At 71.8% G+C, this 13717-nt stretch carries 13 protein-coding genes and 2 pseudogenes; 8 read left to right on the top strand and 7 right to left on the bottom strand.

Annotated features, from left to right (window positions below):
- Nucleotides 1–77 precede the first annotated feature (77 nt).
- From AC1QRC_RS00385 to AC1QRC_RS00375, 3 genes and pseudogenes are all read right to left on the bottom strand, one after another.
- The gene (locus tag AC1QRC_RS00385; RefSeq protein WP_484204917.1) at nt 78–515 is read right to left on the bottom strand and encodes a hypothetical protein; all 438 of its coding nucleotides are present in this window, start codon (nt 513–515) and stop codon (nt 78–80) included.
- 906 nt (nt 516–1421) lie between these two features.
- Complete coding sequence (locus AC1QRC_RS00380) at nt 1422–2387, bottom strand: aldo/keto reductase (protein WP_484204916.1); 966 nt, start codon at nt 2385–2387, stop codon at nt 1422–1424.
- 23 nt (nt 2388–2410) lie between these two features.
- A pseudogene (locus tag AC1QRC_RS00375) lies at nt 2411–3724 on the bottom strand (enolase C-terminal domain-like protein).
- 239 nt (nt 3725–3963) lie between these two features.
- Between AC1QRC_RS00375 and AC1QRC_RS00370 the strand changes: the two are divergent.
- The 8 genes and pseudogenes from AC1QRC_RS00370 to AC1QRC_RS00335 all read left to right on the top strand — a co-directional run bounded on the left by AC1QRC_RS00370 (nt 3964) and on the right by AC1QRC_RS00335 (nt 11356).
- The gene (locus AC1QRC_RS00370; protein WP_484204915.1) at nt 3964–4500 is read left to right on the top strand and encodes a SigE family RNA polymerase sigma factor; all 537 of its coding nucleotides are present in this window, start codon (nt 3964–3966) and stop codon (nt 4498–4500) included.
- Nucleotides 4497–5087 carry a hypothetical protein gene (locus AC1QRC_RS00365; protein ID WP_484204914.1) on the top strand — a complete coding sequence of 197 codons (591 nt, stop codon included), beginning with the start codon at nt 4497–4499 and terminating at the stop codon, nt 5085–5087. Before AC1QRC_RS00370 ends, AC1QRC_RS00365 begins: the two co-directional genes overlap by 4 nt.
- Nucleotides 5017–6414, top strand: coding sequence for a hypothetical protein (locus tag AC1QRC_RS00360; protein ID WP_484204913.1), 1398 nt, complete (start codon nt 5017–5019; stop codon nt 6412–6414). Before AC1QRC_RS00365 ends, AC1QRC_RS00360 begins: the two co-directional genes overlap by 71 nt.
- Nucleotides 6415–6507: 93 nt before the next feature.
- Nucleotides 6508–7404, top strand: a complete 897-nt coding sequence (locus tag AC1QRC_RS00355; RefSeq protein WP_484204912.1) for a fumarylacetoacetate hydrolase family protein — start codon at nt 6508–6510, stop codon at nt 7402–7404.
- The gene (locus AC1QRC_RS00350; protein WP_484204911.1) at nt 7401–8159 is read left to right on the top strand and encodes an SDR family NAD(P)-dependent oxidoreductase; all 759 of its coding nucleotides are present in this window, start codon (nt 7401–7403) and stop codon (nt 8157–8159) included. The genes AC1QRC_RS00355 and AC1QRC_RS00350 overlap by 4 nt, the downstream gene beginning before the upstream one ends.
- Nucleotides 8160–8164: 5 nt before the next feature.
- Nucleotides 8165–9166: pseudogene (locus tag AC1QRC_RS00345) on the top strand (FGGY family carbohydrate kinase); the annotation flags it as partial.
- 118 nt (nt 9167–9284) lie between these two features.
- Nucleotides 9285–9713, top strand: a complete 429-nt coding sequence (locus AC1QRC_RS00340) for an FGGY-family carbohydrate kinase (RefSeq protein ID WP_484206705.1) — start codon at nt 9285–9287, stop codon at nt 9711–9713.
- A gap of 224 nt (nt 9714–9937) precedes the next feature.
- Nucleotides 9938–11356 carry a fucose isomerase gene (locus tag AC1QRC_RS00335; protein WP_484206704.1) on the top strand — a complete coding sequence of 473 codons (1419 nt, stop codon included), beginning with the start codon at nt 9938–9940 and terminating at the stop codon, nt 11354–11356.
- Between the two features lie 403 nt (nt 11357–11759).
- Here the strand turns inward: AC1QRC_RS00335 and AC1QRC_RS00330 are convergent, their stop codons facing one another.
- The 4 genes from AC1QRC_RS00330 to AC1QRC_RS00315 form a co-directional block, all read right to left on the bottom strand.
- Nucleotides 11760–11987, bottom strand: coding sequence for a FitA-like ribbon-helix-helix domain-containing protein (locus AC1QRC_RS00330; protein ID WP_484204910.1), 228 nt, complete (start codon nt 11985–11987; stop codon nt 11760–11762).
- 22 nt (nt 11988–12009) lie between these two features.
- Nucleotides 12010–12978 carry an amidohydrolase family protein gene (locus AC1QRC_RS00325; RefSeq protein ID WP_484204909.1) on the bottom strand — a complete coding sequence of 323 codons (969 nt, stop codon included), beginning with the start codon at nt 12976–12978 and terminating at the stop codon, nt 12010–12012.
- 44 nt (nt 12979–13022) lie between these two features.
- Nucleotides 13023–13118, bottom strand: coding sequence for a hypothetical protein (locus tag AC1QRC_RS00320; RefSeq protein WP_484206703.1), 96 nt, complete (start codon nt 13116–13118; stop codon nt 13023–13025).
- Between the two features lie 128 nt (nt 13119–13246).
- Entirely contained in the window at nt 13247–13714 is a 468-nt protein-coding gene (locus tag AC1QRC_RS00315) for a nucleotidyltransferase domain-containing protein (protein WP_484204908.1), read from the bottom strand.
- Nucleotides 13715–13717: the final 3 nt, after the last annotated feature.

Genomic DNA, 13717 nt, shown 5'->3' with positions numbered 1-13717 from the left:
CGCTCTCGCCCCCCAAGCCCGGGCGGCCGGGACCTTCCTCCGAGAGGTCCCGGCCGCTCTGGCATCCCGAGCCGCCCTCAGTGCGACGGCCTCCGTCTCGCGTGGAGGATAAAGGGGGTGATAGGCCCCGAAATCCTCCACGCGAGTTTCCACGCGGCTCTCAGGAAGTCTTCGCCCGTGGCTCTCAGGAACTCTTCGCCCTCGGCTCTCAGGAGGTCTGCTGCATGGTGTGGACGGCGCAGGTCGGGGAGCACGGCGTGGGCCAGCCGTCCCAGCCCTCGTTGGCGGTGCACCAACGCCAGGTCGACCGCGAGCTGGCACGGCTCGACGGCGACGTCGACCCAGCCCGCTCGCAGGGTGACCTTGCCCTCGCGGGTGGCTGCCCGGTCTCGCTTGCGGTCCCGGCGCAGCTGCGCCCCCTGGTGCCACTGGACGCCGTCGACCTCCAGGATGACGCCGTAGTCGGACTCGAAGTCTCGTCGGCCACCGTCGCCTGTCGGCGTCTGGCTGGTCATCGGGGGCAAGCCGTGGGCCCGGACCACATCGTTGAGGCACCGGAACTCTGCCGCGCTCTCGACGCCCGTCCGAGACGTCGCCGAGCGCGAGCTGCAGCAGCAGCCGCTGAGGGTGCGCCCGTCGGGTGCGCAACTCTGCGAGCAGGAGGTCCGCGCTGGTCCGTCCCAACTGACAGGAGCGTGCCACCAGGGAGACGATGTCGTCCGCGGTCTGGTCGGGCTCGGCGGCGATATCGATCACGGTCGGGGCAGCAGGCGTGGTGAGGAGTCCTTCGACGACGTTGCTGCGGAAGGGCGCTCGCTTGCGGCGGATCGATACCCCGGCGATGGGGACTACGCGGCGGGAGGCGGGGATGTAGATCTGGATGACTGGGGGCTGCTTCGTGGTGAGCCGTGAGTGGTAGGCCGCGGTCTGCAGGGAGAGCGCTGCACCCTTGCCCGCATAGAGCAGGGCGGCCGACGCGCGAGTCGCCCACGACGGCTTGGCGGTGTTGGTGACGTAGACGCCGAAGTGCAGGCGCTGCCACCGCTGCGAGTCGACCTTGGCCCGGACCTCGTCGATCGTCATGCCGCACGCCACCGCCTGGGAGGTGGTGATCGCGCCGCGCTGCTTGCGGGCTCGCTGTTCGGGGGTCACCCCGGCAGGATGCCCCGATCGGCCCTCCCGGCGTTGCGGTTATCCACAGCCCGCTGACGGGGCGGTGCTTCCTGCCGCTGGCGAGGCGACCCGGGGCGGCGTGTGTGACGTATGACGAGGGCCGGCGAATCTCGCGTGGAGGATGAAGGGGGTCATAGGCCCCGAAATCCTCCACGCGAGTGTGGGGAGGCGCGGCCGGGGGCGGTTCGCCGGGGGAGCGAGGTGCGGCGGGGGGCGGTTCGAGGTGGAGCGAGGTGGGACGGGCGAGTTCAGGCGGGTGTGGACGGGAGGTCCGCCCAGAGCCCCTCGGGCACGTCGGCGGTGAAGCGGGCGTGTGCCTGGCGCACCTCCTCGGGTGACCGCGCGCCGAGCATCACGACCTCGACGGCGGGGTGGCGGGCGACGAACCGGACGGCGGCCTCGGGCACGGTCACGCCGTGGGCGGCGCAGACCGCGTGCACCTCACGCAGCCGGGCGACGACCTCGGGCGGGGCGGGGAGGTAGTTGTACATCACCGTTTCCGGGAAGTGATCGGTCGCCAGGGCGCCGGAGTTGTAGACACCCGCGGCCACCACGCCCACACCGCGTTCCAGGCACAGCGGCAGCAGTTCGCGCGCGGCGGGCTGCTCGAGCAGCGTGTAGCGGCCGGCGCACATGACGACATCGAGGTCGGCCTCGCGCACGCACCGCGCCAGGGCGGCCTCGTCGTTGGAGCCGACGCCGATCCGGCTCACCAGGCCCTCGTCGCGCAGCGCGGCCAGGGCCGGCAGCGAGGTGCGGATGCCGGTGTCGAGGTCGTAGACGTCGGGGTCGTGCAGATACAGGGTGTCGACGCGGTCGGTGCCCAGCCGCTCCAGCGACGCCTCCAGGCTGCGGCGCAGGCCGTCGGGGGTGAAGTCCCAGCGACGACGGAGCTCGGCCGGCACCACGAACCCGTCGGGGTCCTGGTCGCCCGGGACGTAGTCCGGGTTCGGCTCCAGCAGTCGGCCCGCCTTGGTGGAGATGAGCGCCTGCCCGATGGGCGCCGGCCCGATCAGCGCCTGCCCGATCAGCGCCGGCCCGACGAGCGCCGCACCCAGCCGCCGCTCGGACAGGCCGAGACCGTAGTGCGGTGCCGTGTCGAAGTGCCGCACGCCCAGCTCCCAGGCAGTCCACACGGACTCCGTGGCCGTGTCGGCGGACACGACGGAGTAGAGGTTGCCGAACGCGGCGCAGCCCAGGCCGAGCGCAGTCATGGAGTCAGTGTGCCCGCACGGAATCAGCGAGCCTGCTCCGACCGCCAGGCCGGGCCGTCGGGGAAGGTGTACTCCGCGCGGCTGGCCGGCAGGATCTCGGTGCCCGCCCCCGGGGCGACCGGCGCCCGGTAGCGCCCGCGCTCGATCACCGTCGGGGTGACGAAGTGCTCGTGCAGGTGGTCCACGAACTCGATCATCCGCCCCTCCTGGGTCCCGGAGACGGCGACGAAGTCGAACATGCTGAGGTGCTGCACCGCCTCGCACAGGCCCACGCCGCCGGCGTGCGGGCAGACGCGCACGCCGAACTTGGCGGCGAGCAGCAGGATCGCGACGTTCTCGTTGACCCCGGCGACCCGGGTCGCGTCCAGTTGCAGCACCCGCAGCGCCTTGGCCTGCAGCAGCTGCTTGAAGACGACACGGTTGGCCACGTGCTCCCCGGTCGCCACCGGGATCGGGGCGATGGCCTCGGCGATCGCGGCGTGGCCCAGGATGTCGTCGGGGCTGGTCGGCTCCTCGACCCACGCGATCTGGTCGTCCTCCAGCGCCTGCACCCACGCGATGGCGTCGGCGACGTCCCACCGCTGGTTGGCGTCGACGGCGATCGCGGTGTCCGGCGCTGACGGCCGCGCGCGCAATGCGCAATCGCCGTATGTCGTCAGCCAGGTCCGCGCCGACCTTCAGCTTGATCTGGGCCCAGCCCTCGTCGACCGCTTCGCGGCACAGCCGCTCGAGCTTCTCGTCGGAGTAGCCGAGCCAGCCCGGGGTGGTGGTGTAGCCCGGGTAGCCGGCTGCCAGCAGCTCGGCCTCCCGCGCGGCGCGCCCTGGCTCGGCGCGCGCGCAGCAGCGTCGAGGGCCTCCTCGCGGGTGAGGGCGTCGGTGAGGTAGCGGAAGTCGACCAGGTCGACGATCTCCTCCGGGCTCATCCGGCCCAGCAGCTGCCACAGCGGCAGGCCAGCCCGCTTGGCCTTCAGATCCCACAGGGCGTTCACCACGGCTCCGATGGCCATGTGGATCACGCCCTTCTCCGGGCCGAGCCAGCGCAGCTGGGAGTCGTGGACCAGGGCGCTCCAGGTGCCGCCCATGTCGGCCAGCAGCGCCTCGGCGTCCTGACCCTCCAGGTGCGGTCGCAGCGCATCGATCGCCCCCTGCACCACCTCGTTGCCCCGCCCGATCGTGAAGACGAACCCGTGCCCGCTGTGCCCGTCGCCGGCGTCGGTCTCCAGGACCACGTAGGCGGCGGAGTAGTCGGGGTCGGGGTTCATCGCGTCGGAGCCGTCCAGGTCCCGTGAGGTGGGGAAGCGGATGTCGATGGTCGACAGGGACACGATGCTGCTCACGAAAAGCCTCCTCGATGCGGCAATGACCAGATCCCATTAAACATCAGATGTTCGCTCGGCGCTGCCCCCTGAAGCAAGACTTCTGGCGGTGTCCACCGGGTCTTACCCGGAGGAAGGTCCGACGTCTAGCCCCGAGCTCGCGACCCAGCCGCGCCGGATCCGAGGCGCCCGGGCGCGTCGGCCGACAACCATCGGCCCGGTGTGATGCGTTACAGGTGGACCAATCGAAGGGGAGCTCGATGAGGGACATTGATCCGGACTACGCGGCGTTCGTGGCCGCCAGGCAGCAGCACCTGCTGCGCGCCGCCACCTTGATGTGTGGCGACGTGCACCAGGCGCAGGACCTGCTGCAGGACGCCATGATCAAGCTCGCGTTGAAATGGAAGACCGTCAAACACGGCTACCCGGACGCCTACGTGCGGCGCATCCTCTACAGAGACACCGTGAGCTGGTGGCGCAAACGGCGCCGGGAGCGACTGCGCGACACCATGCCGGAGGAGCCGGGGCCGGACGACTCCGACTCGTGGCTGTCGTCCTGGCAGGTGCGGGACGCCCTGCGGGCGCTGCCGCAACGGCAGCGGGCGGTATTGGTCCTGCGCTACTACGACGACATGACCGAGGCGCAGACGGCCGAGGTGCTGGGCGTCAGCGTGGGGACGGTCAAGAGTCAGGCGCATCGCGCGCTGAAGACCCTCCGGGGGGAGCTGGAGGCGGACGTGGTCGACCGGGAGGCCGACCCCGAAGCGTCCGCCCGGATGGAAGGACAGGAACGATGAACGGGCAGCAGGGGCCGATGGACATCAGGGACGTGCTGTCCCAGGGAGCCGAGGGCGCAGCCATGCCCGACATGAGCGCCCAGGCCTGGGAGCAGGCGGGCCGCATCCGCACCCGGCGCCGGGCCGTCGTCGCCGGTGTGGCCGTATGCAGTGTGGTCGGCCTGGGCGCCGTGTTCGGGCCCGGTCTGATCGGGCTGGACCAGGAGGAGCCGACCGTCGCGGAGCACACCGAGGCGGTGGACCCCGACGAGCCTGCGGGCGTGCCGCCGGACGCGGTGACCTTCGTCTTCGTGCCCGCGGGTGAGGACTCGGAGGCTGGTGGCGAGTCGGAGGCCGTCGATGAGTCGGCAGCCAGCCCGGCCGCGGCGGACGACCTGGTCGGCACGGAGTGGACGTTGCAGAGCACGACCGGTGGCACCGTCCCCGACGAGGTGACCGACCTCGGCGACGAGACCACGCTGGGATTCGCCGAGGAGGGCTGGGGCATCGCCATCGCCGAACTGCGGCGAGGCCGGCGTGCAGGGCCTGCAGGTCAACGACGGGACGTTCCCGCCCGCAGAGGTGGCCAGCACCGACATCGGGTGTGAGCCCGACGTGCAGGCGGCCGAGGACTTCTGGATGGCCGCGCTGCCGCAGGGCGGCTGGCTCCGGACGGTCGAGGACGAGGCGCTGCTGCTCTCGGTGCGACCGGTCGACCCGGAGTCGGACGAGGAGTCCACCGACGAGGAGCCGACGGACGGGACCGGCGTCCCGCCGGAGGACCAGGTCACCGTGGCCTTCGCCAGGGCCGACACGGCCGGGGAGCCCGGCGACGGGCCCGAGCCCGCCACACCGGAGGACGTCCAGGGCAGTTGGAGCCTGCTGCCGGAGTCGGTCGAGCCCGAGGGGCCCGTGGAGGAACTCGTCGCACTGCCGGAGGCCGGGCTGCAGGTGGAGGCGCAGGAGGCGGGCAATCTCCAGCTCAGCCTGGGCGTGGGCGAGTGCGAGATCGGCAGCACGGACGCCCAGGTCGACGACGAGGGCCTGCTGACCCTGGCGAACTTCCGCGGGCCGCACCGCCCGTGCGAGGGCGAGGAGGCCACCGCCACCAACCACTGGGTGACCCTCGTGGACGGGCAGCCCACGCTCCAGGTCGACGGTGACCAGCTGCTGGTGACCGGCGCCACGGCATACGAGCTGGCCGAGGGCCTGGAGGAGGAGCCGCCGCGCTCGGACGGCCAGACCCCCACCCCGCTCACCACCGGCGTCCAGGCGGTGCTGCCTGAGGGCTGGGTGATGGAGCCCATCACGGTCAGCGGTGACGCCGAGGTGCCGACGGGGGCGTGCCTGCGCGACCCGGAGGACGCCGGGGACCTGGTGTGCAACGCCTCGCTGAGCGCCGGGCACACGGAGCAGCCGGACCAGTCGGGTGCCGGCGAGGAGTGCGAGACCGAGGACGTCCAGGTGGGCGGCTACGAGGCCACGCGCACCCGCCACGCCCAGGGCGACTGCCAGGCCGAGGACCCCGGCACCACCGACTTCTGGTGGGTCCCGGACCTGGGCCTGCACATCCGGGCCACGGCGGGTCAGGACGTCGACGGTCTGCTCGCCAGCGTCGAGAGCGGCGGCGACACCACCGGCCTCACCGGCCACGTGGCGCGCCTGCTCGACACCGACGGCAGCACCGTGCAGGTGGAGCTGCTGGAGTACTTCGACCCGGACCCCAGCAGCCCCGTCGAGGTGATCGGCGAGGACGAGTTCACCCTCACCGAGGAGACCCGGTGCTTCGCCCGGCGGCCCAGCGACCCGATGATCACCGACCCGGTGCCGTGCGGCGAGGCCATGACCTGGCTCTACGGGTTCCGCGGGATCGTCACCGTGCTGGTCAATGCCGACGGTGAGGTGATCGCGCTCAGCCAGCCGTGGACTTCCTGAGCCCCGCCTTGGACATCGGATGTTTGGGCCGCGATACTGGTCGTGGTGTGCGCGTCGCACCACGGCCAGTGTCGTCGTCCGGAAGGGTTCACCGTGCGGTTTCTGCAGGTAGGCGAGCGTGGGGCGGAGCGCCCCGTGGTCCAGGTCGAGGGCGAGGACGGGAGCGTCACGACATATGATCTCTCGGGACTGACCCAGCAGATCGACGGGGCGTTCCTCGCGGCGGACGGGTTGGCCCGTGCCGGCCAGGCCCTCGCCGACGGTGAGTTGCCCGCGGTGGCGACAGACGGCATACGGATCGGCTCCCCGATCGCCCGCCCGGGTGCGGTGCTCTGCATCGGGATGAACTACGCGGCCCACGCCGCCGAGTCCGGGTCGGCGCCGCCGGCGCAGCCGGTGCTCTTCCTCAAGACGCCCAACACGGTCGGCGGCCCCGACGACGCGGTGCGGATCCCGCCGCGCAGCGAGAAGACCGACTGGGAGGTCGAGCTGGGCGTCGTCATCGGCCGTGAGGCCAGCGAGCTCGCGTCGGTGGAGGAGGCCGCGGCCTGCATCGCCGGCTACCTGGTGGCCAACGACCTGTCCGAGCGCACCTGGCAGCTGGAGGAGTCCGGGGGCCAGTGGTCCAAGGGCAAGTGCCTGCCGGGCTCGACTCCGATCGGCCCCTGGCTGGTGCCGGCGCAAGACGTCGACGCGGGCAACCTGCGGCTGCGCAGCTGGGTCAACGGGGAGCCGCGGCAGGACTCCAGCACCGCCGACCTGATCTTCTCCGTGCCGTATGTCGTGCACCACCTGAGCCAGTACCTCACCCTTGAGCCGGGTGACCTGATCCTGACCGGGACGCCGGAGGGCGTGGCCCTGTCGGGGCGCTTCCCCTACCTGAAACCGGGCGACATGGTCGAGGTCGAGATCGACGGCCTGGGCCGGCAGCGACAGGAGTTCGTCGGCGATGCACCCGCCGCGGGCCGGACCGAGGGGAGCCCGGCATGAGCGCGGGAGAGCTGGTCGGTCTGGTCGCGGTCGTCACCGGCGGCGGCTCGGGCATCGGGGCGGCCACGGCGGACGTGCTGGCTGCCCGGGGTGCCCGCGTCGCCGTGCTGGACCTGGCGCCGCCGGCCGACGGGCCGCACACGGGCGTGACCTGCGACGTGGCCGACCGGGGGTCGGTGGACGCCGCGATCGCGCAGGTCGTCGCCGAGTTCGGGCGGATCGACATCGTGGTCAACAACGCCGGCATCGGCGCCCAGGGCACCGTGGCCGACAACGACGACGCCGAGTGGGACCGGGTGCTCCAGGTCAACGTGGTCGGCATGGCCCGGGTGATCGCCGCCGCGCTGCCGCACCTGCGGGAGTCGCCGGCGGCGTCGGTCGTCAACGTGTGCTCGATCGCCGCGACGGCTGGGCTGCCCAGCCGGGTGCTCTACAGCGCGAGCAAGGGCGCCGTCCTGTCGATGACCCTGGCGATGGCCGCCGACCACGTCCGCGAGGGCATCCGGGTCAACTGCGTCAACCCCGGCACCGCCGACACCCCGTGGATCGGGCGGCTGCTGGACAAGGCGCCCGACCCCGCCGCCGAGCGGGCCGCGCTGGAGGCCCGCCAGCCGCACGGACGCCTCGTGTCGGCCGACGAGATCGCCGGGGCCATCGCCTACCTGGCCTCGCCGCTGTCCGGGTCGACCACCGGCACCTCGCTGGCTGTCGACGGTGGCATGCAGGGCCTGCGGCTGCGACCCGTCGGGCAGTGAGTCCCATGGCGCGCGGCTTCCTGGGCGTCGACGTCGGCACCTCCAGCACCAAGGGGGTGCTCGTCCTCGAGGACGGCACGGTGGCCCGCTCGGCGACCCGGCCGCACACGGTGGACCGTCCTGCCCCGGGCCACGTCGAGATGGACCCCGTGATCTGGTGGGACGAGCTGGTCTCGATCGCCCAGGAGCTGACCGGCGACGGTGCCGTCGAGGTCGCCGCGGTCGGGGTGAGCGGGATGGGGCCGTGCGTGGTGCTCACCGACGCCGACGGCACGCCGGTGCGCCCGGCCATCCTCTACGGCGTGGACAGCCGGGCCGGTGCCCAGATCGAGGCGATCGAGGCGGACCTGGGGCGTGACGACATACGGCAGCGGTGCGGGTCCGTGCTCTCCAGCCAGGCCGCCGGGCCCAAAGTCGCCTGGGTGCGCGAGGAGGAGCCGGAGGCGTATGCCGTGGCGCGGCGGCTCTTCATGCCCTCCTCGTGGCTGGTGCACCGGCTGACCGGCGCCTACCGGATGGACCGGCACTCGGCGGGCCAGTGCACTCCGCTGCTGGACCTGGCCGCCGGCGAGTGGCACCGGCCGTGGGCCGAGCAGGTCGCGCCGGGCATCGAGCTGCCCGAGCTGGCCTGGCCGGGTGAGGTCGTCGGTCACACCCGGGAGCCGCTCGGGGGCGTGGCAGCGGGCGTGCCCGTCGTCGCCGGCACCATCGACGCGTGGGCCGAGGCGGTGAGCGTCGGGGCGCAGCAGCCCGGGGACCTGATGCTGATGTATGGCACCACGATGTTCCTCATCGCCACCGGGGACCGGCCGCGGACGAGCGAGGTGATGTGGGGGACGGTCGGGGCCTACCCGGGCACCTACAACCTGGCCGGCGGCATGGCCTCCTCGGGCTCGGTGACCGCGTGGGTGCGCGAACTCACCGGCGGGGCGCCGTTCGAGGAGCTGCTGGCCGAGGCGGAGGCGAGCGGCCCGGGTGCTCGCGGGCTGCTGATGCTGCCCTACTTCGACGGGGAGCGCACCCCGGTCTCTGACCCGCGGGCGCGCGGCGTGGTGGCCGGGCTCACCCTGATCGCACACCCGGGGCGACCTCTACCGCGCGGCGCTGGAGGCCACCGCCTTCGGCGTGCGGCACAACATCGAGGCGTTCCGCGACGAGGGGGTGGAGGTGCGGCGCGTGGTCGCCGTCGGCGGTGGCGTGCAGCACCCGCTCTGGCCGCAGGTGGTCAGCGACGTCACCGGCCTGGAGCAGGTGCTGCCGAGCACCACGATCGGTGCCAGCTACGGCATGGCCTTCCTCGCGGCCGCGGCCGAGCAAAACCACTACGAAGATGGGGGATTGGGGAGCAAACCCGCTACGAAAATTGGGTGGGGGGCCGACATCGAGGCGTGGAACCCGCCGGCCAGCACCACCCGGCCCGACCCCGCCCGGCGTGCCCGCTACGACGATCTGTACCGCCACTACCGCGAGCTCTACCCCGCCACCCAGCCCGTCGTGCACGCGCTCGCCGACCTGCAGCACAGTCCGCAGTCCGACCCCAAGGAGACACCGTGACCTACCAGTTCCCCGACCTCGCCGAGGCTCCCGCGGCCCCCGAGCACACGGCATACCTGATCGCCAGCGGTGACCTGCGCGAGTCCGCCAACACCGCGGGCTGGCCCGTGCAGGTGGAGCTGGAGCAGATCGTGGCCGACGCACTCGGCGAGCACGGCTGGACGGTGGCCCGCGCCAACGACGTCGACCCCGCGACCGGGCACGGCTTCATCTCCTCCCAGCGGATGGGGCTCGAGGTGTTCAAGGCGATCCCGCCGGACGCGCCGCTGATCGTGGCCGAGGCGGTGTGGCAGTACAGCCACCACGTGCTCGCCGGGCTGCGCACCCACCGCGGGCCGGTGCTGACCGTGGCCAACTTCGCCGGCGACTGGCCCGGGCCTGGTCGGGCTCCTCGGGCTGAACGCCGGGCTGACCAAGATGGGCCGCGACTACGCCACGCTGTGGACCGTCGACGGCACCGACCAGTGGTTCCGCGACGGGGTCCGCGAGTGGCTCGAGACCGGCGCCGTCACCCACGACGCCTCGCCACGTGCGCGACCTGCCCGAGCTGCCGGAGTCGCCCGAGCGGCGACCTGGGCCGGGCGCTGGCCGAGCAGCTGCGCACCGAGAAGGCGATCATCGGCGTCTTCGACGAGGGCTGCATGGGGATGTACAACGCGATCATCGACGACGAGCTGCTCAACCCGACCGGGATCTACAAGGAGCGGCTCTCCCAGAGCGCACTGTGGGCCGAGATGCAGCAGGTCGACGACGCCGAGGCGGACGCCGTCGGGCGCTGGCTCACCGAGGCCGGGATGACGTTCCGGCTCGGCACCGACGAGGACACCGAGCTCACCGAGCGGCAGCTGCTGTGGCAGTACAAGATGTATGTCGCCGCGCTGCGGATCTCCGACGACTTCGGGCTGGACGCCGTCGGCATCCAGTACCAGCAGGGCCTGAAGGACCTCGCGCCCGCCTCCGACCTGGTCGAGGGCCTGCTCAACAACGTGTCCCGGCCGCCGGTCACCTCCCGCGACGGGGAGCGGGAGCTGTATGCCGGCGCGCCCCTCCCGCACTTCAACGAGGTGGACGAGGGGGTCGCCGTGGACGCCCTGGTGACCAACCGGGTGTGGACCGCGATGGGCCTGGACCCGGCGACCACGCTGCACGACGTGCGGTGGGGCGAGGAGTTCGACGGGCAGTTCGTCTGGGTCTACGAGATCTCCGGGTCCGTGCCGCCCTCGCACTTCCCGAACGGGTATGCCGACGCCGAGGGCTGGCGGCAGGGCAACGTGTTCTTCCCCGCCGGTGGGGCGACGATCAACGGCGTCTCCAAGCCGGGGGAGATCGTGTGGTCCCGGGTCTACATCGCCGACGGCGCGCTGCACGCCGACATCGGCCGGGCCTCCGTCGTCGAGCTGCCCGAGGAGGAGACCCGGCGCCGCAAGGAGGCCACCAACCCCGAGTGGCCGATCGCGCACGTCGTGCTGCACGGGGTGAACCGGGACCAGTTCATGGCCCGGCACAAGGCGAACCACGTGCAGATCGCCTACGGCACCGACGCCGCCTCGGCCGATGCCGCGCTGGTGGCCAAGGCCGCGATGTTCGACGGGATGGGGATCAGCGTGCACCTGTGTGGGGAGGTCGGCGCCGCGGCCGGCTGAGCCGGGGCGAACTCAGGCTGGGTCGTGGCTGGCCCGCAATTGCGCGGCAAGCCGCTGGTGACGTTCGACCCGTTGCTGAGGCGTCAGTGTCGCCAGGCGCTCGGCCTGGGCCAGGTCGCTGTCGTCCCGGGGCACGATCGCGACCTCCAGGTCGAGGTCACACAGGCGAACCAGGCGGCGGATGGTGTCCAGGCTCGGGGCGGTCCGGCAGGACTCCCAGCGGGCGACCCGGCCTCCCAGGTCGTGCCCGCCCGGCGCGCCAGTTCGGCCTGGGAGATCCCGGCACGCCTGCGCGCCTCCCTGATCAGGTCACCACCACTCATGCCTGAGTATAACGTTTCTGCTATCTATTCAGGTCAAGCGGAGTCGGCCCAAGGGCTGTGACAGACAACGCCGAGTGGCGTCACAGGCCGGGTGTGCGCGCGGTCAGTCCGAGGCGCTCGGGCTCGAACTCGATCTCGGCGCCCTCGTCGGTGACGAGGAGGTCGACGAGCGTTGCCGGCTCGCGCTCCAGCGCTGCGGCGAGGATCTCGCGGACCTCGGCCTCGACGGACCGACGGTGTTGTGTGGCGCGCACCTTCAGGGCGGCCATGGTCCCGGCGGGAAGGTTGCGGATGAGGATCTGCTCCATGTCACTCACCTCCTGGTTTCACCTACTCGATATCAGTGCGATCTGGTGGAAGCCGCGGGCAGATCTCGTGTGGAGCATCAAGGGGCCTATCACCCCCTCCAAGCTCCACGCGAGCAGGTCGCGGCGCCTCAGAGCCGGTAGGTGCGAGCCGCCGTGCCGGCCCAGATCGCCGCCGGCCTCGTCCGTCGCTGAGCGTGCCGATCAGCTCGGCGAGCACCTCGAACGTCTTCACGTAGCCGTCATTGAGCCGCGTCATCGGCCAGTCGCCGCCATACATCATCCGGTCGGGGCCGAACGCCTCGAGCGCCACGTCGAAGGACGGACGCAGCGCGGACGCGGTGTAGGGGATGCCGTCCAGGTGCAGCCCGGAGACCTTGGTGACGGTGTTGGGCCGGGCGCCGATCTGGCGCATGCAGTCGGCCCAGCGCTCCCACTCACCGGCGTCGGCGGGGGGCTTGGCCAGGTGGTCGACCACGATCGTCAGGTCCGGGTGTCGGTCGGCGGTGGCGGCGATGTCGGTGGCGAACAGCGGCCAGGCGTCGGGCAGGTCCAGCACCAGCCCGGCACCGGCGAGCACGTCGAGCCCGGCGTGCACCGCGTCCAGCCGGAGGAACTCCGTCGCCCGGGGGTCCCCGTGGATCAGGTGCCGCACGCCCTTGAACAGCGGCCCCTCGGCATACGACTCCAGCTGCGCTGCTGCCGCCCCGGCGTCGTCCAGCGGCACCCAGCCCACCACTCCGGTGATCCGGGTCGGGTGGTCGGCCGGGAGCGCCCCGTCGAGGCGGCCCCGGGCGGTGTCGATCATGTATGCCGTGTCCGTCGCCGAATCCTCGGCCTGGACCAGCACCACCTGGTCGATGCCGCAGGCCGCGAGGGCGTCGGCGTTGCGGGACGGGGTGTGCGTCTCGGTGAGCGGCGCGAGGTCGTCGGTGATCCAGTCGTAGGAGCTGACCGTCCGGTCCCAGACGTGCATGTGGCTGTCGATGATCACGGGGATGAGTCCTTCCTGGCGTGATTGCTCCGCCGGTCGCCGGTCTAGGCGAGTGTGTCGAGTGCGTGATGGATGCGTTCGATGATTCCTGGGACGTCGCGTTCCAGGGTGCTGCGGATAATGTCGGGATCGACGAGCATGTATCCATGAGCGATGCGGTTGCGCATCACTCGCAGGTCGAGGTCGCCTGTCGCGTGCTGCTGGACGATTTCCAGGTGATTCAGCGCCTCGTCCAAGATCTCCCGTTCTGATCTGTTCGAGCGTCGCGTCACAGGGGTACCGCCTCGGCGGCCACGCGCTCGCGCAGGTCAGGGCGCACCGCGTGATCCGGGATCAGATCGACGTTGGCTCCTACGACACCGCTGACCTGTTGTTCGAGCTCGGCGAGTTCCATGAGGCTCAGGGGGCGCGACATCGTAAAGACCAGGTCGATGTCGGATCCGGGTCGGTCGATGCCGGTCGCGACCGAGCCGAACACCCTGACGTTGGTGCCGCCGGCTGCCTTGATCAAGGTGAGGACCTGGGCGCGCGCGCTGCGGATCTTGCGGCCTAACGGAGACGTCCCGTGGAAGCGCAGGAGTCGGGACACCTCGGGTTGGCTCCGCCCGATCGCGGTCGCGATCTGCCGCTGGGTCATGCCTTCTGCTGCCGCCTGCCGGACTGCCGAGACCAGGCGGGCGCGTGCCGTCTGGATCGTCCTGTCGGCCTCGTGAGCAACTGCAGCCAGGTCCTGCATGCG

Source organism: Ornithinicoccus sp. (assembly GCF_057176825.1).
Note: the sequence above shows the minus strand (reverse complement) of the source record. Positions and strands in the feature narration are given on the sequence as shown.

Excerpts from the sequence above, each read along its gene's own strand:
- AC1QRC_RS00320 (WP_484206703.1), bottom strand. The coding sequence starts at position 13,118 with ATGCTCGTCGATCCCGACATTATCCGCAGCACCCTGGAACGCGACGTC.
- AC1QRC_RS00335 (WP_484206704.1), top strand. The coding sequence starts at position 9,938 with ATGGGGCTCGAGGTGTTCAAGGCGATCCCGCCGGACGCGCCGCTGATC.
- AC1QRC_RS00380 (WP_484204916.1), bottom strand. The coding sequence starts at position 2,387 with ATGACTGCGCTCGGCCTGGGCTGCGCCGCGTTCGGCAACCTCTACTCC.
- AC1QRC_RS00350 (WP_484204911.1), top strand. The coding sequence starts at position 7,401 with ATGAGCGCGGGAGAGCTGGTCGGTCTGGTCGCGGTCGTCACCGGCGGC.
- AC1QRC_RS00330 (WP_484204910.1), bottom strand. The coding sequence starts at position 11,987 with ATGGAGCAGATCCTCATCCGCAACCTTCCCGCCGGGACCATGGCCGCC.
- AC1QRC_RS00370 (WP_484204915.1), top strand. The coding sequence starts at position 3,964 with ATGAGGGACATTGATCCGGACTACGCGGCGTTCGTGGCCGCCAGGCAG.
- AC1QRC_RS00365 (WP_484204914.1), top strand. The coding sequence starts at position 4,497 with ATGAACGGGCAGCAGGGGCCGATGGACATCAGGGACGTGCTGTCCCAG.
- AC1QRC_RS00385 (WP_484204917.1), bottom strand. The coding sequence starts at position 515 with ATGACCAGCCAGACGCCGACAGGCGACGGTGGCCGACGAGACTTCGAG.
- AC1QRC_RS00315 (WP_484204908.1), bottom strand. The coding sequence starts at position 13,714 with ATGCAGGACCTGGCTGCAGTTGCTCACGAGGCCGACAGGACGATCCAG.